Source organism: Streptomyces sp. NPDC050121 (genome assembly GCF_044460385.1).
In the GTDB taxonomy this organism is placed as follows: Bacteria; Actinomycetota; Actinomycetes; order Streptomycetales; family Streptomycetaceae; genus Streptomyces; species Streptomyces soliscabiei.
Genome location: NZ_JBITJV010000012.1, coordinates 230,990 through 250,909, shown reverse-complemented (window position 1 = coordinate 250,909; position 19,920 = coordinate 230,990). Strand labels below are relative to the sequence as shown.

The 19,920-nt window shown below is 71.4% G+C and carries 19 protein-coding genes and 3 pseudogenes; 12 read left to right on the top strand and 10 right to left on the bottom strand.

What is annotated here, in order from left to right; all coding sequences use genetic code 11:
* Positions 1-95 precede the first annotated feature (95 nt).
* Both ACIBTS_RS20680 and ACIBTS_RS20675 read right to left on the bottom strand, forming a co-directional pair.
* Positions 96-1,583: a sensor histidine kinase gene (locus tag ACIBTS_RS20680; RefSeq protein WP_399321104.1), complete on the bottom strand. Its 1,488-nt coding sequence runs from the start codon at positions 1,581-1,583 to the stop codon at positions 96-98.
* Positions 1,584-1,639: 56 nt separating this feature from the next.
* Complete coding sequence (locus ACIBTS_RS20675) at positions 1,640-2,389, bottom strand: response regulator transcription factor (RefSeq protein WP_399321064.1); 750 nt, start codon at positions 2,387-2,389, stop codon at positions 1,640-1,642.
* A gap of 232 nt (positions 2,390-2,621) precedes the next feature.
* Between ACIBTS_RS20675 and ACIBTS_RS20670 the strand changes: the two genes are divergently transcribed.
* From ACIBTS_RS20670 to ACIBTS_RS20660, 3 genes are all read left to right on the top strand, one after another.
* A complete protein-coding gene (locus ACIBTS_RS20670; protein ID WP_399321063.1) occupies positions 2,622-3,974 on the top strand; it encodes a ferric reductase-like transmembrane domain-containing protein in 1,353 nt (450 codons plus the stop codon).
* A gap of 7 nt (positions 3,975-3,981) precedes the next feature.
* Complete coding sequence (locus tag ACIBTS_RS20665; protein WP_399321061.1) at positions 3,982-4,467, top strand: FMN-binding protein; 486 nt, start codon at positions 3,982-3,984, stop codon at positions 4,465-4,467.
* A gap of 146 nt (positions 4,468-4,613) precedes the next feature.
* Positions 4,614-6,326 carry a SulP family inorganic anion transporter gene (locus ACIBTS_RS20660; RefSeq protein ID WP_399321060.1) on the top strand — a complete coding sequence of 571 codons (1,713 nt, stop codon included), beginning with the start codon at positions 4,614-4,616 and terminating at the stop codon, positions 6,324-6,326.
* A gap of 16 nt (positions 6,327-6,342) precedes the next feature.
* Here ACIBTS_RS20660 and ACIBTS_RS20655 read toward each other — a convergent pair.
* Positions 6,343-6,645, bottom strand: a pseudogene (locus ACIBTS_RS20655) (pyruvate formate-lyase 1-activating enzyme); the annotation flags it as partial.
* Between the two features lie 327 nt (positions 6,646-6,972).
* On the opposite strand from ACIBTS_RS20655, the gene ACIBTS_RS20650 reads away from it, so the two are divergent.
* The 3 genes and pseudogenes from ACIBTS_RS20650 to ACIBTS_RS20640 all read left to right on the top strand — a co-directional run bounded on the left by ACIBTS_RS20650 (position 6,973) and on the right by ACIBTS_RS20640 (position 8,422).
* The gene (locus ACIBTS_RS20650) at positions 6,973-7,437 is read left to right on the top strand and encodes a Crp/Fnr family transcriptional regulator (protein WP_399321059.1); all 465 of its coding nucleotides are present in this window, start codon (positions 6,973-6,975) and stop codon (positions 7,435-7,437) included.
* A gap of 40 nt (positions 7,438-7,477) precedes the next feature.
* Positions 7,478-7,626: pseudogene (locus ACIBTS_RS20645) on the top strand (CBS domain-containing protein); the annotation flags it as partial.
* 286 nt (positions 7,627-7,912) lie between these two features.
* The gene (locus tag ACIBTS_RS20640) at positions 7,913-8,422 is read left to right on the top strand and encodes a MarR family winged helix-turn-helix transcriptional regulator (RefSeq protein ID WP_399321057.1); all 510 of its coding nucleotides are present in this window, start codon (positions 7,913-7,915) and stop codon (positions 8,420-8,422) included.
* Between the two features lie 78 nt (positions 8,423-8,500).
* On the opposite strand, the pseudogene ACIBTS_RS20635 reads toward ACIBTS_RS20640, so the two are convergent.
* From ACIBTS_RS20635 to ACIBTS_RS20615, 5 genes and pseudogenes are all read right to left on the bottom strand, one after another.
* A pseudogene (locus ACIBTS_RS20635) lies at positions 8,501-8,835 on the bottom strand (pyridoxamine 5'-phosphate oxidase family protein).
* Positions 8,836-8,839: 4 nt separating this feature from the next.
* Positions 8,840-9,400: a nuclear transport factor 2 family protein gene (locus tag ACIBTS_RS20630; RefSeq protein WP_399321055.1), complete on the bottom strand. Its 561-nt coding sequence runs from the start codon at positions 9,398-9,400 to the stop codon at positions 8,840-8,842.
* Between the two features lie 48 nt (positions 9,401-9,448).
* Entirely contained in the window at positions 9,449-9,742 is a 294-nt protein-coding gene (locus ACIBTS_RS20625) for a DUF1330 domain-containing protein (protein WP_319671507.1), read from the bottom strand.
* Between the two features lie 33 nt (positions 9,743-9,775).
* Positions 9,776-11,209 (bottom strand): MFS transporter, encoded by a 1,434-nt coding sequence (locus ACIBTS_RS20620; protein WP_399321054.1) that lies wholly within the window; start codon positions 11,207-11,209, stop codon positions 9,776-9,778.
* Positions 11,206-11,568 carry a MarR family winged helix-turn-helix transcriptional regulator gene (locus ACIBTS_RS20615; RefSeq protein ID WP_399321102.1) on the bottom strand — a complete coding sequence of 121 codons (363 nt, stop codon included), beginning with the start codon at positions 11,566-11,568 and terminating at the stop codon, positions 11,206-11,208. The genes ACIBTS_RS20620 and ACIBTS_RS20615 overlap by 4 nt, the downstream gene beginning before the upstream one ends.
* A gap of 617 nt (positions 11,569-12,185) precedes the next feature.
* On the opposite strand from ACIBTS_RS20615, the gene ACIBTS_RS20610 reads away from it, so the two are divergent.
* From ACIBTS_RS20610 to ACIBTS_RS20595, 4 genes are all read left to right on the top strand, one after another.
* Entirely contained in the window at positions 12,186-12,458 is a 273-nt protein-coding gene (locus tag ACIBTS_RS20610; protein ID WP_399321110.1) for a hypothetical protein, read from the top strand.
* Between the two features lie 328 nt (positions 12,459-12,786).
* Positions 12,787-13,374: an exonuclease domain-containing protein gene (locus ACIBTS_RS20605; protein WP_399321052.1), complete on the top strand. Its 588-nt coding sequence runs from the start codon at positions 12,787-12,789 to the stop codon at positions 13,372-13,374.
* Positions 13,375-13,541: 167 nt separating this feature from the next.
* Positions 13,542-14,156 carry a DUF1326 domain-containing protein gene (locus ACIBTS_RS20600; RefSeq protein WP_319671504.1) on the top strand — a complete coding sequence of 205 codons (615 nt, stop codon included), beginning with the start codon at positions 13,542-13,544 and terminating at the stop codon, positions 14,154-14,156.
* A complete protein-coding gene (locus ACIBTS_RS20595; protein ID WP_399321050.1) occupies positions 14,153-14,911 on the top strand; it encodes a DUF2182 domain-containing protein in 759 nt (252 codons plus the stop codon). Before ACIBTS_RS20600 ends, ACIBTS_RS20595 begins: the two co-directional genes overlap by 4 nt.
* 247 nt (positions 14,912-15,158) lie before the next feature.
* On the opposite strand, the gene ACIBTS_RS20590 is transcribed toward ACIBTS_RS20595, so the two are convergent.
* On the bottom strand, positions 15,159-15,746 hold the full coding sequence (locus tag ACIBTS_RS20590) for a DUF418 domain-containing protein (protein ID WP_399321049.1): 588 nt from the start codon (positions 15,744-15,746) through the stop codon (positions 15,159-15,161).
* Between the two features lie 371 nt (positions 15,747-16,117).
* Here ACIBTS_RS20590 and ACIBTS_RS20585 point away from each other — a divergent pair, with 371 nt between their 5' ends.
* A complete protein-coding gene (locus tag ACIBTS_RS20585) occupies positions 16,118-16,789 on the top strand; it encodes a response regulator (protein WP_399321047.1) in 672 nt (223 codons plus the stop codon).
* Positions 16,786-17,904, top strand: coding sequence for a sensor histidine kinase (locus tag ACIBTS_RS20580; RefSeq protein ID WP_399321045.1), 1,119 nt, complete (start codon positions 16,786-16,788; stop codon positions 17,902-17,904). The genes ACIBTS_RS20585 and ACIBTS_RS20580 overlap by 4 nt, the downstream gene beginning before the upstream one ends.
* A gap of 225 nt (positions 17,905-18,129) precedes the next feature.
* Here ACIBTS_RS20580 and ACIBTS_RS20575 read toward each other — a convergent pair whose 3' ends face one another.
* Complete coding sequence (locus ACIBTS_RS20575; protein ID WP_399321044.1) at positions 18,130-19,917, bottom strand: ABC transporter ATP-binding protein; 1,788 nt, start codon at positions 19,915-19,917, stop codon at positions 18,130-18,132.
* Between the last annotated feature and the right edge of the window lie 3 nt (positions 19,918-19,920).

The window sequence follows — 19,920 nt, the reverse complement described above, 5'->3', positions numbered from 1 at the left end:
TGCCTGTCGCCCCGGGATGGGGGCCGGTCGGCCCTGGTGGTGTGCTGGGAGTGGCGGGAAGGACGGCGAGGGCAGGGATGGGCGACGGCTGCTGATCACTCGCTGCCGGTAGGAAGCCGTACGGTGAAGGTCGTCGACCCCGGACCGCTTTCCAGAGTGACGTTTCCACCGTGGGCCTCTGCCACCGCCGCCACGATCGACAGGCCGAGACCGGCACTGGTGCCACCGCCCGCGCCCTCCGTGCGGCGACGCTCCCCGTGGGTGAAGCGCTCGAAAACCCTGGGCTGGACGTCCACGGCGACGCCGGGGCCGTCGTCGTGTACTTTCAGCTCCGCCGTCCCGCCGCCGGTCCCCAGCGAGATGGTGATCGTGGTGCCGACGGGGGTGTGCAGGCGCGCGTTGGCCAGCAGATTGGCCAGCACCTGATGGAGCCGGTGGGCGTCGCCAGGCAGGGTCACCGGTTCCTCGGACAGCTCCAGCGTCCAGCGGTGTCCGGGCCCCGCGGCCTGCGCGTCCGTCACTGCGTCCAGGACCAGGCGCGTCAGGTCGACGGGAAGGCGCTCCAGCGGGCGGCCGGCGTCGAGGCGGGCGAGGAGCAGCAGGTCGTCGACCATCTCGCCCATGCGGGCCGCTTCTGCCTCGATGCGCTCCAGGGCCCGCACCACCTTCTGCGGCACCGGGCCTGGATGCAGCAGCGCCAGTTCCGCGTGACCGCGGACCGATGCCACGGGCGTGCGCAGTTCGTGGCTGGCGTCGGCGGCGAACCTGCGCAGCCGTTCCTCGCTCGCGTGCCGTTTGGTCAGCGCGTCCTCGACGTGACCGAGCATCGCGTTGAAGGCACCGGCGACGCGTCCCACCTCGCTGCGCGGGTCGCTCTCGGGCGCTCGTGGCGGAAGCGCCACCTCGCCGCTGGAGAGCGGCAGTTCACTGACCCGGGTGGCGGTCGAGGCCACCCTGCTGAGCGGTCGCAGCGACCAGCGCACCCACAGAGCACCCGCGACTCCGGCGACGGCGAGGGCCGCGCCGAAGACAATCGCGGCGACCAGTTCCAGCCGGTGGACGGTGGCCTCCACGGACTCCATGGGCAGCCCGGTGACCAGGACGTCGCCGTCCCTGCCCTCGGTCGCCATCATGCGGTAGTCGCCCAGCGACGCCAGCTCGGTTGTGTGCCCCTCGCCGTCGGCCGGCAGCTCGGCGAGCCTTCTCCTGTCCCGCGCGCCGAGGACAACCGTCGCCGTGCCCGTACCGCTGCCGGACGCCACCACCGCGGCGTTCGTGACGGTGGCGCCGACCAGCCGGGCACCGAAGGTTCCGGCGGACTGACGGCGGGTGTCACCGTCCCCGTCCCCGTCCCCGTCATCGATGAGGGTCCCCCCGGCCGAGTCCTTTCGAGACTGGGGGAGGTCCGAGAGCTGCTTCCCGTCGTGCTCCAGGCTGGCCGGGAACCGCGCGCCCGTCTCGCGCAGCTGCTGGTCGAGGCGGCCGGTGAGAAAGCCGTTCAGCTCCACCACCGCCGCCACCCCGACGGCCGCACAGCTGACGGCGAGCAGCACGACAAGGCCGGCGGTGAGCCGCGCCCGCATCGTGTGCGGCCAGGGCAGACGCGGCAGCCACCGTCTCGTCCCGCGCGGGAGCGTCCTCACCGGATCACCGGCTTGAGCACGTATCCGACGCCCCGCACCGTGTGGATCATGGGCGGACGGCCCGCGTCCACCTTTTTGCGCAGGTAGGAGATGTAGAGCTCGACGACGTGGGCCTGCCCGCCGAAGTCGTAGGACCATACGCGGTCGAGGATCTGCGCCTTGCTGAGCACGCGTCGCGGATTGCGCATGAGCATACGCAGCAGTTCGAACTCCGTCGGGGACAGCTCGACGAGCTCGCCGCCGCGGGTGACCTCGCGGGCCTCCTCGTCCATGACGAGATCGCCGACGGTCAGGCGTGGCCCGTCCTCCGTCTGCCGGGCCATGCCGGCCCGGCGCAGCAGGCCGCGCAGGCGGGCGACGACCTCCTCCAGGCTGAACGGTTTCGTCACGTAGTCGTCGCCGCCCGCCGTGATGCCCGCGATGCGGTCCTCGACGCCGTCGCGCGCGGTCAGGAACAGCACGCACACATCGGGGCGCACGGCGTGCAGTGAACGCAGCACGGCGAAGCCGTCGGTGTCCGGGAGCATGACGTCGAGGACGACGGCGTCGGGCAGCAGCTCGCGTGCCTCGGCGACGGCCGAGGCGCCGTCGCCCGCCGTGCGCACCTCCCATCCCTCATAGCGCAGGGCGCCGGAGAGGACCTCCGCGAGGTCGGGGTCGTCGTCGACGACGAGCACCCGGAGCGGGGCGCCGTCGGTTCGGGTCAGCTCGGTGCGGCCGGAGCCGCGGTGGCGGGAAGTATTCATCTCAGGTACCAGGATGCGGCCTCGCCCGTCTTCCGGGCTGCGTCCCCCCTCTGAGTTCACTATGAGTCCGCGTACCGTCGGTCGGCTCCGATCGTCTCGGCGGCCCTTCCCACCTGCGGCGGGCCGCGCCTCCCTCCCGGTGCTGAGAGCGGGCTCAGAGGTTGCGTCGGCACAGTGGCGTCCGGGACGGCCGAGGCGACGGGGTCGTACGGACAGCCGAAGGGACATGTGGATGACGACGGTGTACGCGCAACGAAGGGTCGCCCCCGCACCTCCCGCGCCGAGGCGCTCCCCCGTGGGCCCCGTGCTCGCCGTTCTGTGGGTCGGGGCCGCTGCCGTGGTCGCCCTGTGGTGGTTCGACACGGGTTCGGTCGTCGGCGCCGTGGGCTGGCTGACGGGGGCCGGGCGGCTCGCCGGGCTGCTGGGCGGGTACGCCTGCGCCGTCCTCGTCGCTCTGATGGCGCGCGTCCCTCTCCTCGAGCGACGGATCGGGACGGACCGGGTGACGCGCTGGCACGCGATGGCGGGCCGCTACACGGTCTGTCTGCTGGTGGCGCACGTCGTGCTGATACTCCTCGGGTACGCCGCCCAGGACGGCTCCTCGATCATGCACGAGACGCTCACCGTGGTCCTGGACTACCCGGAGATGCTCAAGGCCACCGCCGGGACCGTCATCCTGTTCGCGGTCGGGATCGTCTCGGCCCGCGCGGTGCGCCGCCGGGTCAGTCACGAGTTCTGGTACTACGTGCACCTGCTCACGTACGCGGCGGTCTTCCTCACCTTCGGCCACCAGCTCGCCCTGGGGTCCGACTTCGTGGGCAGCCGTCCGGCTCAGGCCGCCTGGTACGCGCTGTACCTGGGCGTCGCGGCCCTGGTCGGGTGGTTCCGGATCCTCGCCCCGGTCCGGCTGAATCTGCGTCACCGGCTACGGGTGGACTCCGTGCACCGGGAGGCCCCGGGCGTGTACTCGGTCGTCGTCCGCGGCCGACGGCTGGACGAGATGGGCGCGCGGCCGGGGCAGTTCCTGCGCTGGCGGTTCCTCACCGAGGGCATGCGCTGGACCTCCACGCCGTACTCCCTGTCTGCGCCGCCGCGCCCCGACCTGCTGCGCATCACCGTGAAGGCGCTCGGCGACCACAGCGCCGCCGTCGGCCTGCTGCGGCCCGGCACCCGCGTGTGGGCGGAGGGACCGTACGGGGCCCTGACAGCGGACCGGCGGAGCGCGCACAAGTCACTGCTGATCGCGGGCGGCGTCGGCATCACCCCGCTGCGGGCCCTGTTCGAGACGCTGCCCGGCGAGGTCACCCTCCTCTACCGCGCCAGCTCGGCCGAGGATCTCGCCCTGGGCGGCGAGCTGGAGACCGTCGCGCGGTGGCGCGCGGCGAAGGTGCTCTACGCGCTCAACGGTCCGAACGGCCGGCGCCCCGACCTGACGGCCCGATCCCTGCGGGCGGCGATGCCCGACCTGGACGCCCACGACGTGTATCTGTGCGGCCCCCACGGGTTCGCGCAGGACCTGTACGAGGCGCTGCGCGCCGCCGGAGTCCCCGACCGCCGCATCCACCACGAGTCCTTCGAGCTGTGAGGCCGTCTTGCACACGTTGAAGAAGAACCGTCCGCTGCGTCGCATCGTGCTGGCGAGCGCCGCGACCGTCTCCGGGATGGTGCTGCTGCTGTCGCTGAAGCCGCACACGGTTCCGGCCGTAGTCGGGGCTGTGTCCTCCCCCGCGCCGTCCAGCAGTTCCAGCGCGTCGAGCGGGACGGCCGGGGCGAGCGGGTCCGGCGGATCCGCCGCCACGGGGACGCAGACCCTCACCGGGGATTCCGTCCAGACCCGCTGGGGGCCCGTCCAGGTCCGGGTCACGCTGAAGGACGGCAAGCTCACCGACGTCACCGCGGTCGCCTACCCCCAGGAGAACCCGAGAGATCAGCAGATCAACGCCTACGCCATCCCGCAGCTGACCAGTGAGGCGCTCACGGCCCAGAGCGCCGACATCGACACCGTCTCCGGAGCCACGTACACGAGCGACGGCTACCGCCAGTCGCTCCAGTCGGCGCTGGACTCCGCGAGCCGCTGACGTACGTCCGGGCCCTACGGCACGGCTCGGGGCCGAACGGCCCTGTTCTCAGCGGCCGTTGGGCTGGGTGCGGCACGCCGGGAAGGTGGGTCTCGCCGCAGCGCACATGCCGGTGGATCATGAGGGGAGACGGCGGAAGGCGACACATGACCCAGGGCCCGGCCACACACGTCCCGCAATGGCGCCGGCTGGTGCCCGGACTCGTCACGCTCCTTGGCTACCGGCGCGCGTGGCTGACGGGTGACCTGCTCGCCGGTGTGACCGTGGCCGCGTATCTCGTGCCGCAGGTCATGGCGTACGCGGGGCTGGCCGGGCTGCCTCCGGTCGCCGGGCTGTGGGCGATCCTGCCGGCGCTCGCGCTGTACGCCCTGTTCGGTTCGTCGCGGCTGCTGTCGGTCGGCCCCGAGTCCACTACCGCCCTCATGACGGCCACCGTGATCGCACCGCTCGCCGCCGGCGACTCCGGGCGCTACGCCTCGCTGGCGGCGGCCCTCGCGGTCACGGTCGGGCTGCTCTGCCTGGTCGCCCGGGCGGTGCGGCTGGGCTTCCTCGCCGACCTGCTGTCCCGCCCCGTCCTGACCGGGTATCTCGCCGGCGTGGCGCTCATCATGATGGTGGATCAGCTGCCCAGGCTCACCGGCGTACGGACGAGCGGCGCCGAGTTCTTCCCCCAGCTGTGGTCCTTCCTCGTCCGCCTGCCCGACGCGGACCCGGCGACCGTCGTCTTCTCCGCCGTCGTACTCGTCTTCCTCTTCGTGACGGCCCGCTATGCCCGTACGGTGCCCGGCCCTCTGGTCGCCTTCGTGGTCGGCACCGCCGCCGTCGTGGTGTTCGACCTCGACGGGCGGTACGGGCTGAAGGTGATCGGCGATGTCCCGTCCGGTCTGCCGAGTCCCGCCGTCCCGGACCTGGGCGAGCTGCCGCGTCTCGTGCTGCCGGCGCTCGGAGTGCTGCTGGTCGCCTACACCGACTTCATCCTCACCGCGCGGGCGTTCGCCGACCGCGACGACGAAGGTCCAGGGCTCGATGCCGACCAGGAGTTCCTTGCCCTGGGCGCGGCGAACCTGGGCGCGGGGGCACTGCACGGCTTCCCGGTGACCAGCAGCGCCAGTCGCACCGCGCTCGCCTCCACGGGCGGCGCGCGCAGCCAGGCGTACTCGCTGGTGGCGGGGGCGGTGGTGCTCGCCGTGCTGCTCTTCCTCAGTCCGCTGCTGGCGCGCACACCGTCCGCGGTGCTCGGCGCGCTCGTCGTCTATGCGGCGGTCCGCATGATCGACCTCGCGGGCTTCCGCCGTCTCGCAGGCTTCCGCCGACGGGAACTGCTCCTCGCGCTGGGCTGCCTCGCCGGCGTCCTCGCCCTGGACATCCTGTACGGCGTGATCGTCGCCGTCGGCCTGTCAGTGGCCGAACTGCTGGCCCGGGTGGCCCGTCCGCACGACGCTGTCGAAGGCCTGGTCCCCGGGGTGGCCGGCATGCACGACGTCGACGACTACCCACGGGCCCGGACGATTCCCGGCCTGCTCGTGTACCGCTACGACTCTCCCCTGTTCTTCGCCAACGCGGAGGACTTCCGGCGTCGCGCCCTGGCCGCCGTGGACCAACAGAGCGACCCCGTCCGGTGGTTCGTCCTCAACACCGAGGCCAATGTCGAGGTCGACATCACCGCCCTCGACGCGGTCGACGAACTGCGCCGCACACTGACCCAACGAGGCCTCGTGTTCGCGCTCGCCCGCGTGAAGCAGGACCTGCTGGACGACCTCGAGGCGTACGGCCTGGCGGACGCGGTCGGCAGGGACTTCATCTTCCCGACGCTCCCGACGGCCGTGGCCGCCTATCGCGCCTGGGCCGGACGTCAGTAGGCGGGCCGCCGCGTTCCCCGAGGCATGCGCGGGCGCTCTCGGTCAGGGCCGGGTCGGGAACCGGGGTGACCAGCACATGGCGGATCCACATCGGGACGCCGAGGCGGTCGAGGCGGGTGGCGCGGCTGAGGGTGGGCGCGAGACGGCTCGCCGGTCGCGCGCGCCGAGAAAGCCGGAGCTGTCCAGCGCGGTGTGCAGTCCGACCGCTTGCGGCGGCGCAGGGCCGCGGCGGTGAAGGCGGGCTGGAGCAGCGCCTCACAGCCGGTGAGAGTGCCCCTCCCCCGACCGTGATGACGAAGGCCCGGTACTTCTCGATCTCCTACCCCTCCGGGTGCTCCATCGCGTCCTGCAGTACCTCCCGCCGGGACGCCCTCGGTCAGGGAGTCGACGGCGAGCCCGGTGGCGTCCCGGATGACCGTCACCCGCGAGTACTTCACCGCAGACAGGCTGTCGGCGGCGACGGAGAGCCCGGCGACGCCGCAGGCACGAAGGCGAGGGCGGGCGCGCGGGGCGCGTCGGGCAGCGCCGACGGGTTCGCGGCCGGTGCCGAGTGGCCCCGGCGGCGAACCGGACGGCCCATGGCCGTCGCGGGGTCGCGGATACACGCTGGGCATGGCAGTTCCTGTACACCGCCGGGAGGCACGCCATGGTCACCACACCTACGCCCAGCATGCTGCGCACCCTGTCCGCCGAACACCGGGACCGGCTGATGCGCAGCGCCCGCGAGGTGTCCTTCCCACAGGGGACACGCCTGTTCGAGGAAGGCGGCCGGGCCGACCGGATCTGGCTCATCCGCACGGGCACCATCGAGCTCGACATGCGCGTGCCGGGCCGTCGCGCGGCCGTCATCCAGACCCTGCGGCACAACGAACTCGTCGGCTGGTCCTGGCTCTTCGGGCCGCACGTCTGGCACCTGGGCGCCGAGGCGACCACACCGGTCCGGGCGTACGAGTTCGACGCCACCGCCGTCCGGCTGATGTGCCAGGAGGATCCCGCCGTGGGCCAGGCCGTCGGTCAGTGGGTCGGTGACGTGCTCGCCCACCGCCTCCGCTCCGCGCGGACCCGGCTGCTGGACCTGTACGCCCCCTACGGCGCCGGCAGCGTCGTCTGACCCCGCTGCCCAGCCACCGGGGAACGACGAAGGAGTGGACATGCACGGCGCCCCGCACATCGTCAGCGCATCATGACCCGGACGGTCGCCGCGGTCGGCCGCAAGGCGGCCTTCAAGGAGATCGTGCAGCTGATGCAGGACCGGAAGGTCAGCGCTCTGCCCGTCATCGAGGGCGAGGGCCCGGCCATCACCTGGCTCGCCTCCCCGCAGGCGTCCTTCGTCACCGGAACCATCCTCAACGTCGACGGCGGCTACAAGGCCCAGTAGAAACCCGCCACCACCGGCCAAGAAGCAATTCTCGCCCCGCACACCGAGGTACACCTCAGCCTCGAAGGGCAGTGGCGACATGCGGTCGGCGACAGGCCGGTCGCCCGACAGCGACGGGCGCGACGCCCGACGGGCATGAACCGAGACTCCCGATACCGATCGCCTACAATTAACCATCCATAGAAGATAATTCTTCGGAAGATGCGTGATGGCTGACCTGAAGCGGCTGTACCGGGAGCTGGTCTCGCTGGAGATCGAGCTGTGGAACGGCATCGAGGGACGGTTGCGGAGCCAGTACGACCTGCCGCTGACCTCGTTCGAGGTGCTGCACCTGCTGTCGCGCCGACCCGAGTCGCGGATCCAGGACATCGCGGAGGAGTTCTCCATCACCGTGGGCGGCACGAGCAAGGTGGTCGACCGTCTGGAGGCGGCGGGCCTGTGCGAGCGGCGCGCCAATCCCAACGACCGCCGTTCTTCTCTCGTCGAGTTGACGCCTGCGGGTCGGAAACTGGTGGACGGAGCCCTGAAGGTCTTCGAGGAGGAGCTGGAACTGCGGATCGGGTCGGTGATTTCCGAGCAGTCCGTGCGCGAGATGACGGCGGCACTCGGCACTCTGCGGGCAGCCGGACGGGTTCTGGACGCGGAGCGGAGGGCCGCCGGGCAGACGCCGGCGCCAGGCGTGCGGGCGCCGAAGCAGCCCGGCCGGCCGGCGTCGTGAGCGACGGCTTGCGCGGTGCCTGTGGGCTGATGGGCGGGGCCGGACGAACTCGGTCGTCCGTCCGCCCCATCCCACAGGTCAGTCGGCGATGCCGTCGAAGGCGATGATTTTGTCGATGCGTCCGCAGACGAGAAGGTTGCCAGGGCCGCCGTTGCGTGCGGCGTACTCCTCGACGCGGTCGTCTCCATGTGGTGGGCGCCGTACGGTGGCCGGTCCTCGTCGACGCGGAAAGCGAATCGCCCGTCGTGGCTGAGGTTGCGGCCCCTGACGGCGTCCTTTTCGGTGGTGCGCACGATGTCGTCGCCGTCGAGGAGGAACCAGACCGGTGTCACGTGGGGGCTACGGTCGGCGCGAACGGTGGACAGCTTGCCGGTGCGAGTGTCCGGGGCCACGAGCCGGCCCCGGACACCCAGGGGGTCAGCCCCAGAAGGCGTCTTCGGTGGCCGGGTCTTCGGAGAAGAGCCACATCTCGGTGATCTTGCCGTCTGCGATACGCAGCAGGTCGACGCCGTCCATGGTCATGGACGCGTCGTCGCGACGGCCACTGAAGCGGATGGTGGCGGTGACCAAGTCGCCGTTGGCCATAAGTGTGTGGACCGTGTCGATGGCGAAGGTGCCCTGACTGGCCTCCATCATCCGGCCGAGCATCTGAAAGACGGCGCCCTGGCCCTTGTGCTCGCCGGAGAACTGCTTGGCGCTGTGGACCTCCTGCCCGGGCAGGAGTTTCCCGGTGCGGTAGCGCGGCGATGACGGCGTTCTGCTCGGTGTGGCTGCGGTGGTCGGTGCCGTTGAGAGCGAAGTAGCGCAGGGCCGCGAACTTAGTCCGCTCGCAGGTCCCTCAACTCCGAGATCGTCTACCGGCTCGAGGTCGAGCGCGACGCCGCCGCGGCTGACGCCGAACCGTCCTGACGGCGATTCCGCTTTCCCCGCCCTGCTCCGCAGGAGTCCGATCCCTCCCCGGCCTGACGGCCGGGGCATCCTCGGAGGTATCAGGTGAGCTTCAGTGAAGATCCGACTGGACCTCGGTCAGTCGATGCCCTCGACGATGCGGAAGTCGCGCTCGACGCCGTCGGAGAGGGCGACGAGCGCCTCCTGGTAGGCCGCACTCTCGCGCGCCGCGACGGCCTGCTCGAAGCTGTCGAACTCGATCAGGATGGTGCGCTCGGCAATTCCGGCGTCATACGCCACGACCCGACTGCCACGGGAGAGGACCCGACCGCCCCCGGCCGCGACGGCCGGACCGGCCAGCTTGTCGTAAGCAGCCAGCTTCTCAGGGTCTGAAATGGTGCGGTAGACGCTGACCCAGTAGCCCTTGGGCATGGAACCTCCAGTGTTGGGATGAGTGCATCTGACTTACGGGTTGGTCTCGGACGAGCGTCGGCGGACGAGAGCGAGGCTTGTCAGCGTCGTGATCGCCATGGCACCGATGCCGATCAGCGCCGCGGTGGTGTAGGCGCTGTCGTCGGGGAAGAGATGGCCGGGGCCGGTGCCCGCGGCGAGGATCAGGCCGCCGATGGCGCTGCCCAGGGAGTACCCGACGCTGCGGACGACGTAGTTGAAGCTCATGGCGCTCGACGTCTCGCTCTTGGGGGTGACGGCCAGGATGACGCCGGGCATCGCGGCCGAGAAGCCGCCGACGCCGAAGCCGAGCACGCCCATCGCCGCGAACAGTTCGGTCAGGTCCGACCGGGCCGCCGCGAACAGGGCGAACCCGCCGCCGACCACGACGGCGCTGCCGGCCAGGAGCAGGGGGTCGGCGATCCGTGTCCGGACCCGCGGCGTGAGCTTGCCGGCGACGAACCCCAGTACCGAGAACGGGATGAGGACCAGCCCGGCGACGAAGGTCGTCAGCCCAAAGCCGTAGCCGGCGCCGTGCGGCGTCTGCGCGTACCGGGTGATGAGCGTGAGCAGGAGGTACATGCCGATCCCGCCGACGAACATGGCGAGGTTCGCCCCGGCGACCACCGGGTGCCGCACCGCCCGCACATCGACCAGGGGCGTCGTGCTGCGCAGCTCGATGACGGCCCAGACGCAGAGCAGCACCACCGCGACGACGGCGAGGCCCGCCGCCACGGCGAGGTGCCGGCTCCACAGGTTCCGTTCGCCGGCGAGGAACAGCACCAGGAGCAGCGCAGCGGCCAGGACGACCGCGCCTGCCACGTCCACGTGGGCCAAGCGGCCTTCGGGGGCTTCGGGCATGGAGCGCCACGCGGTCAGGAGGGCGGCGGCGGTGACGACCAGGCCGAGGCCGTAGGCGGCCCGTACCCCGCCGAGCTCGGCGAGCAGTGCGGCCAGCGGGTAGCCGACGCCGGCCCCGATGATCGAGACCACCGAGATCAGGGCGATCACGGCCGCGCTGCGCTCCTCGGGGAGGTGGTCCCGGGCCACGCCCATCATCAGCGCCGTCAGCCCGAGCCCGACGCCCTGGGCCGCCCTGCCGGCCAGCAGCCACGCGAAAGGCAGCGGCAGCACGGTGAGCGCGCTGCCGGCGACGGCGACCGCCAGCGTGACGAGGATCGTGGCCCGCCGGTGCGGGCCGGCTCCGAGCCGGCCCAGGACCGGCGTGGCGACGGCGCCGCTGAGCAGCGCGACGGTCAGCGTCCACTGCGCGCTGCCGAGCGAGACGTGGAACGAGGTCGCCACGCTGGTGATGAGCGGCGTCCCGAGGCTGGCGACCGCCGCCACGACCAGAGCGATGAACATCAGGGCGGGGACCAGTAGCCGCGCCTCGGATCGCGCCACCGGGCACGTCTTCCCCGCGACCCCGCCGACCGGCTGCCCGGTCACCGCTTCGGCCCTTCGCGGTCCTGGTTTTCGAGCTCTGCCAGATGCTTCAGCGCCGGAAGGGCCGCCATCAGCGCCTCGACCTCGTCGCCGGTGAGCTCGCCGATCAACCGCTCGAACGCGTGGACGCCCGCCTGGCGCCGCGTCCGGACATAGGAGGCGCCGGCCTCGGTCAGGCACACCAGCGTGACCCGCTTGTCGGACGCGTCACCCCGCCGCTCGACCAGGCCGGACTCCTCCATCACCCGGACCAGGGCGGTCATCGCGGGCTGGGTGACGCCCTCGACCGCGGCCAGATCGGTGATGCGCCGCGCGCCGGTCCGGTCCAGGGTGGCCAGGGTGGCGGCGGACGTCAGGCTCATGTCCCGGGGCAGGCGTCTCGCGGCCCTGGTGGCCAGGCCGTAGAGGGCTGCCCCGATGGCAGCGGACACGCCAGGAGCGGTGTCTTGACGACTCATGCTCGAAGCATAGCACTTTTATATTCATAGTTTATGGAAATGGCGACTGGCGTCGGCTCTACGGGCTGCGCTCGGGGGCCGAGGGCAGCATGGAGGAGTTCGTGGACGGCCACCGCGGACACCGGTACCGCTACCGGGGCCTCGCGAAGACGCACGTACAGCCGACGCCGCGGTGAGGATCGCCTGCGACCCCGGCAGCTCCGAGACCGACAGTCTCGACGCTGCCACCAGTCTTGGAGTCACCGGCCCCACGACCGTCGTCGTCACCCCGTTCCCCGGACCACCGGTATCGCGGACCACCCGGATCCCCTCGCAGCTCTCGCCGAGCGGATCACACCGCAGGAGGCGGGAGCCACCCCTGACGTGCTCCACCTGGAGCAGGTAGGCGCCAGTGCTCTCAGTCGTCGACCCGGCGCGCCCTTCCTCATGCTGCTGTCGTGCTGTGCCGAGGCACGGCGGTACCGACCTGGGGTCAGTTGGTCGCGTCCGGATTCGACGGGAGGGGTGTTGATCCCCCAGGGATGGGAGGCGAGCTGACTCCTGACTCCCAGCACCCCGACGACACCGCCGCCCCACGGCTGCGCGAGGACTTCGACGCGTCGGACATCGTGCTGCTCCGCATGGCCACCGCCGGTGTCGTCAACGCCACCGGCGGTGCCGCGCACAAGGCCTGGCGGTGCGTCGTCGCCCTGTTCATCCAGTCCATGGATGCCTGCCGGCCCAGCAATCGGATTGACCTATCCACTTCTGGTGCCAGCCTGGGCAGCCGGGTGCAGCAGCCGGTCGCGTCGTAGTGACGCAGCATCCGGATTGAGACACGGCCGTGCCGGGCGAAGTCTTCGATGGTGAACATGATGTCTCCGAGCTGACCGCCTGACACGGTGTGAGGGTCAAGAATCTACTCGGCAGCCGGGGAACGGCGATAACGCTGTGGCGTCATTGGCGCACTCAAGCGGGCAGCCCGTGACGAGACATCACCACGTGAGACATCCTCGTAGGCCCAATGCCGTTGCAATAGCTGGTGGGCGCCGGCTGCTGTGCAGTGCTCCCGGAAGGGCCGAACAGCACACCATGTGGAAATCGAGGTGCCGGAACCGGGCGCGCGTCCCTACCCTCGGGGCCATGCGCCACGAATCCGCCCTGCTGAACGTCATCGATGTGGAAGCCACGTGCTGGGACGGACAGCCGCCGCCCGGCTCTGTGAACGAGATCATAGAGATTGGTCTCACCGTCGTGGACGTGTCGGCACGGCGCCGTGTGTCCCGGCACCGTCTTTTGGTCCGCCCTGTCCGGTCGGCAGTGAGCAACTTCTGCACCGAACTGACGGGGCTGACGCAGGCCGAGGTGGAACGGGGCGTCACCTTCGCCGAGGCATGCCGGATCCTCGTGGAGGAATACGAGGCCGGGGAGCGCCCCTGGGCGAGCTGGGGCGAGTACGACCGTCGGCAATTTGCTCGACAGAGTCAGGCCGACGGAGTGGCCTACCCGTTCGGCTACCCAACGGAACGCACCCACACCAACGCCAAGGCCGTATTCGCTGCGGCGTACGGGCTGCGGAAGAAGCCCGGCATGGACCACGCTTTGCAGATCGCCGGACTGCCGCTCGAGGGACGACATCACCGCGGCGAGGACGACGCGTGGAACATCGCGGCACTCGTCCTCGATCTGTTGGGCCGCGGGGCATGGCCAGTCACGGCCACAGTCGTCTGACGCGGACTCCCCACGGACTCGGTACCAGGCCGGTGAGCTGCGCTGACAGCGGATCTGCGCGATGGGGGTCGTCAGGAATAGCCTGGAGAAGAGCGGCACCGGGGCGGGGCGGATCCTCCTGACGCATCCCCTTACCCCCGGGGGCTGCAGAACAGGCGGGAAGAGTCATGTCCTGGAATCTGAACGGCACGTACCTGGAGAGCTGTAACTGTGACGTGGTGTGCCCCTGCACCACCTCGGGCCTCACCGCACCGGCCGACCACGAGCGCTGCCAGGTGACCTTCGCGTTCCACGTGGACAGCGGGACCGTGGACGACGTCGACGTCTCCGACCGCAGCGTGGCCGTCTTCATCGATGGGCCGCGGCTGCTGACCGAGGGCGGCTGGCAGGTGGCGCTGTACGTCGACGCTTCAGCCGACGACGGCCAGGCGGAGGCGCTGGGCAAGGTCTTCTCGGGCCAGGTGGGCGGACCGATGGCGGGGTTCGCTCCGTTCATCGGAGAGGTCCTCGGTGTGGAACGCGTCCCCATCGACTACCGCGACGACGGTCGCCGCCACGCCGCGCGGGTGGGCGATGCCATCGACATCGAGATCGAGGACCAGATCGCCCCGCAGTTCGGCGAGGACGGTCCGGTGATGCGCCTGACGGGCATGTTCCACCCGGTGAACAGCACACTGACGATCGCCCGGTCCACCCGGGCGACGGGCAACGGCGTATACGGCCGGTCCTGGGACTTCACGGGCGGCAACGGACACTCGGCGCCCTTCACGTGGTCCGGATGACCGGTGGGCCGGTCACCGTCCGCATCCGGTCGGCCCCTGCCGGGCTGCTGCTGGTCGTGGCGGCCGCCGCCTGGGTCTGGATGGTGACGCGCTGGAGCGGCATGTCGGCGATGCCCGGCACCATGGGACTGGGCCTGGCCGCTTTCCTGGCCGTGTGGACGCTGATGATGACGGCGATGATGCTGCCCGCCACGGCACCCGTCGCCGCCTTGTACGCCCGCACCATCACCGTGCACCGGGCATCGCGCATGGTCGTTTTCACGGTCGCGTACCTGCTCGTCTGGGCCGTGGCCGGGCTGCCGGCGTATGCGCTGGCTGTCGGCCTCGGCCGGGCGGCGCGCCTCCCCCCTGCGGCGGGGACGGCAGTGGCCGCGGCCGTGTTCGCGGTCAGCGGCGTCTACCAGCTCACGCCGCTCAAAGACCGTTGTCTGGCGAGGTGCCGTTCGCCGATCGGCCTGATGCTGCGCTACGCCTCGTACCCGAGGGCCTCGCGCGATCTGCGCGCCGGGGCCCACCACGGCGCCTTCTGCCTGGGCTGCTGCTGGTCGCTGATGGTGCTCCTTGCGGCGTTCGGTGTGATGAACCTGTGGGCCATGGTGGTCCTGGCCGCCGTGATCACCGCCGAGAAACTCACTCCGGTCGGTCGCCTGGTGGCCCGTGCCGCGGGGATCGTCTCGATCGTCCTGGCCGCTGCCGTCTTCTGGGTCCCGGCGCTGGCTCCGGGGCTCACCGGCGGTGGTATGGCCGGGATGTGAGGACGGGCCGCGCCCGCCGGGAGATCACAAGCCGGGCGGGTACGTGAGGGTACGTCGCTCGGGGTCACCGGGGGGTGATGGCCGGCTCGTCGAGGAGGGCCACGGTGCCAGCCGTCCCTCGAAGGTGCGGTCCACGCGAGCGGCGAGAGCAGGACCGTTCGTGCCCTGTCTTCTCCACGTCTGCTTCTCCCCCATCGCCCACGCCCCCGTTGGGCCGCCCGTGCGCGGCAACTGGAAACCGGCTGTCTCAGTCGATCGGGGCGATGGTTCGGCGGGATCGAATGTGTCGGGCGATCCCGGTCGCCCTGCCCATCAGCCATTCGAGCGGCCCCCGCTGGAAGAAGCGGGACCAGAGGGTGGCGAGGACGGTGACGGACGCGATGAAGCCGAGCAGGACGTACAGGGGCTGGACGGTCGCTTGCTCGGTGTCCAGGAGCCAGATGGCGATGATGTGGTGGACGTACGCCGTCAGTGACATCGAGCCGACCGCGATGACGGGCCCCGACAGCCGGCGCAGCCGGGGGAAGGCGTCCATGGCGGCCAGGCGCGCGGTGATCACCAGGATCGCCACACCCGTGTTGCCCACGAAGGACAGGGTCGCCTCGCTGTGCGGGGAGGCGACCGGCATCCCGGCGGGGGTGTCGCCGAAGATGCCCTCGCTGCCGGGCGGTGCGGACGACATGCCCGGTCCCCCTCCTGCAGCTTCCCGGATGGCTTCGGTGGCACCTGGCACGAGACGCAGCGCCAGCCAGGAGCCTCCATACGGGCCCACCAGGGCCCATCCCGCGACGATCAGCGCCAGCGGCTTGGCGCCCAGCCAGGAAGCCGATGACACCGCCTTGGCTCGGGGCGGGGCCCACGTGGACCGCGTACATGCCGAAGACGGCCAGGCCGCGGGCCAGGTCCAGCCCGATCAGCCGGCCCACGCCTGGCGCGCCCGTCGAGGGGTCACTGCGCTCGCGTGCAGGGGACGCCGCGTCGGCCGGGAGCAGCGGGGAGTCGGCGTGAGGTGTCATGCCCCTCAGGCTGGAGACCGGGCCGGTCATGGACTGTCCGGCAGGCGGCTGTGTTGTCCCTGCCGACTGGTGGGTGCTACCCCGCCGTGTGGCTGGAGCTGCCGCTCGTCGGGCCGCCGGGGCTCTGCCTGGCTTTAGGGTCGAGTCGGCATGGGCCGGACGGCATGAACGAAGGTGAGGCGGAGCGCGCGTGATCCGGGTAGTGGTGGTGGACGACGAGGCACTGGTCCGCTCGGGCTTCGAACTCATTCTGGGCGCCTCGGAGAACATCGACGTCGTCGCGACCGCGAGCGGCGGCGAAGCCGTGGAGACCGTCCGCCGGGAGCGGCCCGAGGTGGTGCTGCTGGACATCCGGATGCCGGACGTCGACGGGCTCACCGTCCTGCGCGAGCTGCGAGCGGGTCCGGCCGCTCCGGTGGTGGCGATGCTGACGACGTTCGACGCCGACGAGTACATCCTGACCGCGCTGCACTGCGGTGCGGCCGGTTTCCTGCTCAAGGACACCGAGCCGGAGCAGCTCGCCCACCTGGTGCGCACCCTGGCAGCGGGTGGTGTGGTGCTCTCCCCGAAGGCCTCGCGGACGCTGCTGCACAGCCACCCCGGCACCGAGGCCGCCGTCGACGAGGAGGCCGCCCGGGTCCGGCTGCTCACCGCGCGGGAGCGTGACGTCCTCGTCCTGGTGGCGCAGGGGCTGTCGAACGCCGACATCGGGGCGCGCATCCACCTGGGTGCCGGCACGGTCAAGGACCATGTCAGCGCCATCCTCACGAAACTTCGGGTGACGAGCCGGGTGCGGGCCGCGCTGCTGGCGCAGCGGGCCGGTCTGCTCGACGGGCACGCGCGGTCGGAGGCCGGGCGATGAATCGCGCCCGCGCGCTGTGGGAGCGTGTGCCCGCGCCGGTCGTCGACCTCGTCCTGGTGGTGGCAGCGGCCGTGGACGTGCGGCTGAACCTGTGGGACGACACGCGCCTCGGTGTCGCGCTGGCCACGCTCGGCTGCGTCGCACTGGCCTTCCGGCGCCGGTTCCCGCTCGGCGTGTTCCTGCTCACCCTGCCCATCGCGCTGACGCAGCCCGTCGCCGTCGCTCCGCTCGCGGCGCTGTTCACGCTGGCCGAACGGTCCCGCAACCGCCTTCTCCTCGCGGTGTGCGTCGCCCTGACCGCCGTGGCGAACAGCACTCCGTGGCCCCTGGCCAGCCTGACCGAGGTCGGCCGGACCATGACGCTGGTCACCTTCGTGTACGGCCTGGCGACCGCCGCCGCACCGGTCCTCATTGCACAACTTCTCCAGACGCATCGGGACTTGGCGCGGCGGCTTGTCGAGATCGAGGAGGCCAGGGAGCACGAGCGGGCCCTGCACGCCCAGGCCGTGCTCGCCCGCGAACGTGCCCAACTGGCCCGCGAGATGCACGACGTGGTCTCCCACCAGGTCAGTCTGATCGCCGTGCGGGCCGGAGCCCTACAGGTCGCCACCAAGGACGCGGACGCCAAAGAGGCTGCCCGCACCATCCGTTCGCTGAGCGTGACCACGCTCGACGAACTGCGCACCATGGTCACGCTGCTGCGCGCCTCCGGCGGCCACGCCACCGAGCCGACGCCTCAGCCCACCTTGGCCGACCTGCGCAAACTGGTGGAATCCAGCGGCACTCACGTGGAGTTGTCGGGTGAGCTGCCGCCCGCCGTGGGCACACCAGCGCAACGGGCCCTCTACCGTACGGTCCAGGAGGCGTTGACCAACGTCCGCAAGCACGCCCCCGGCACCACGGCCTGCGTCGAGCTGTGGCAGGACGGCGACGACGTCGGAGTGACCATCACCAACACCGCGCCCACGCGTCCCTCCCTCTCCCTCCCGGGTTCGCAGCAGGGCCTGGTCGGTCTGCGGGAACGGGCCGACATCCTGCACGGCACCCTGGATGCGGGCCCGACCGCGGACGGCGGATACCGGGTGCGGCTGCGGATTCCGCTCGGTGCGGACTGACCGACCGGGGTCTCGTGTCGGCGTGCTGTCACGGCCACGCTGCCGTACGCGGTCGCGCTGGTGGCTGCCGGCGGCGTCCTCCATGCGCCGCCCGAGTCACCTCGCCGAACTGCGTGAGCGCGGCGACGGCCGAACTCGATACACGAAGCCCGTACCCGCCCGGTGCGTGGGGTTGTCCGGCCGGAAATGGTGCAGGGACGGCCGGACAACCCCGCGTATGGGGGGTCATCGCGCGGGGGCCAGCAGCTGGGTGGCCGTCAGCTGCGCGTACAGCCGGTCCTGGGCCACCAGTTCCTCATGGGTGCCGACAGACCGAACCCGTCCGTCCTCCATCACGATGATCCGGTCGGCGCCTGTCACCGTCGACAGGCGGTGGGCCACCACCAGCACGGTGGTCTCGCGGGCCACCTCCGCAATGACGTCACGCAGCGCCAGCTCGTTGACCGCGTCGAGTTGCGAGGTCGCCTCGTCCAGGAGCAGCAGCCGGGGCCTGCGCAGCAGAGCGCGGGCGATGGCGATGCGCTGCCGCTCGCCGCCCGACAGCTTCGAACCGCGGTGTCCGACCGGGGTGTCCAGACCGTGGGGCAGGCGCTCGACGAGAGTGTCGAGCTTCGTGCGGGCCAGGACATCGCGGATGTCGTCGTCCGACGCGCCGGGCGCCGCGAACACCAGGTTCTCCCTGAGTGTGCCGGCCAGCACCGGAGCGTCCTGCTCCACATAGCCGATGGCGGACCGCAGCTGGGACAAGGGCCAGTCCCGTACGTCCTTGCCGTCGACCAGGACCCGGCCGCCGGTAGCCTCGTGGAACCGCTCGATGAGCGCGAACACCGTCGACTTGCCCGCTCCGGACGGTCCGACGAAGGCGGTCATCCCGGCGCCCGGCACCTCGAAGCTCACCTGCTGGTGGACGTACGGCAGGCGCGGGCGGTAGCGGAAGGTCACGTCCTCGAAACGGACCGACGCCGGGCCCGGCACCGCCGCCCGCTGCCCGGGCAGGACGCCCTCCTGCGGGGCGGGCGGTTCCGTCGCCAGGCGTTCCACCTGCGCGATCCGGGAGATCGCCGCCGCCCCCTCCTGGTACTGCGACACGGCGTCGACCAGCCTGGACACCGGCTCGATCAGGTAGAAGAGGTACAACAGGAAGGCGATGAGGGTCGACACGGGGATCGTCCCGGACGCCACGCGCGCCCCGCCGACCGCGAGCACGGCGAGGACGGCCAGCTGTACGGCGAGTTCGTCGGCCGAGCCCGCCACGGACTCCCACTTCGCGCTCTTCACGCCGTGCCGCCATGCCCGCCGCGCCGCCGCCTCCACCCGGGCGGTCTCCCGCTCCTCGGCGCCGGACGCCTTCACCGTGCGAAACGCCCCGAAGGCCCGCTCCAACGCGACGGAGATCTCCCCCACCGCCTGCTGCGACCGCTCGGTGGCCCGCGCGATCCTCGGCATCACCAGCGCGGCGGCCCCGCCGACCAGTACGACGACAACGAGCGTCACGCCCAGCAGCACGACGTCCAGGAACGCCATCATCACGATCGCCGCGACGAAGGCCACCGCGCCGGTGGCCGCGGAGACGACCGCCTGGGTGCTGACCGCCCGCAGCAGCGTCGTGTCCGAGGTGACCCGGGACATCAGATCGCCCGGCGGGATCCGCTCCCATTCCGCGATCCGCAGCCGCAGCAACCGTCCCACCAGGGTGCGCCGCGCGGTCAGGACCACCGACTCCGCCGTCCGCTCCAGCACATACCTGCCGAACGCCTCGACCGCCGTGCCCAGCAGCACCAGCGCGGTGAGCGCGATCAGGATCCCGGTGATGGTCCCACCGGAGGCGAGCCGGTCCACCAGTGTCTTCGTGGCCAGTGGCTGCAGCAGTCCCCCGGCGGCCCCGATCAGGGCGCACAGCAGGCCGAGAGCGACGGCCCACCGGTGCGGCCGGGTATAGGCGCACAGTGCCTTGACCGTCTCTCGGGGGGACACGGACGTCTCATCCGTCGTCGGGGCGGATGCGGTGTTCACGAC

Coding starts and splice junctions, on each gene's coding strand:
- ACIBTS_RS20680 (WP_399321104.1), bottom strand. CDS start 1,583: ATGCGGGCGCGGCTCACCGCCGGCCTTGTCGTGCTGCTCGCCGTCAGC.
- ACIBTS_RS20675 (WP_399321064.1), bottom strand. CDS start 2,389: ATGAATACTTCCCGCCACCGCGGCTCCGGCCGCACCGAGCTGACCCGA.
- ACIBTS_RS20670 (WP_399321063.1), top strand. CDS start 2,622: ATGACGACGGTGTACGCGCAACGAAGGGTCGCCCCCGCACCTCCCGCG.
- ACIBTS_RS20660 (WP_399321060.1), top strand. CDS start 4,614: ATGACCCAGGGCCCGGCCACACACGTCCCGCAATGGCGCCGGCTGGTG.
- ACIBTS_RS20650 (WP_399321059.1), top strand. CDS start 6,973: ATGGTCACCACACCTACGCCCAGCATGCTGCGCACCCTGTCCGCCGAA.
- ACIBTS_RS20640 (WP_399321057.1), top strand. CDS start 7,913: ATGGCTGACCTGAAGCGGCTGTACCGGGAGCTGGTCTCGCTGGAGATC.
- ACIBTS_RS20630 (WP_399321055.1), bottom strand. CDS start 9,400: ATGCCCCGGCCGTCAGGCCGGGGAGGGATCGGACTCCTGCGGAGCAGG.
- ACIBTS_RS20625 (WP_319671507.1), bottom strand. CDS start 9,742: ATGCCCAAGGGCTACTGGGTCAGCGTCTACCGCACCATTTCAGACCCT.
- ACIBTS_RS20615 (WP_399321102.1), bottom strand. CDS start 11,568: ATGAGCCTGACGTCCGCCGCCACCCTGGCCACCCTGGACCGGACCGGC.
- ACIBTS_RS20610 (WP_399321110.1), top strand. CDS start 12,186: ATGGGAGGCGAGCTGACTCCTGACTCCCAGCACCCCGACGACACCGCC.
- ACIBTS_RS20605 (WP_399321052.1), top strand. CDS start 12,787: ATGCGCCACGAATCCGCCCTGCTGAACGTCATCGATGTGGAAGCCACG.
- ACIBTS_RS20600 (WP_319671504.1), top strand. CDS start 13,542: ATGTCCTGGAATCTGAACGGCACGTACCTGGAGAGCTGTAACTGTGAC.
- ACIBTS_RS20595 (WP_399321050.1), top strand. CDS start 14,153: ATGACCGGTGGGCCGGTCACCGTCCGCATCCGGTCGGCCCCTGCCGGG.
- ACIBTS_RS20580 (WP_399321045.1), top strand. CDS start 16,786: ATGAATCGCGCCCGCGCGCTGTGGGAGCGTGTGCCCGCGCCGGTCGTC.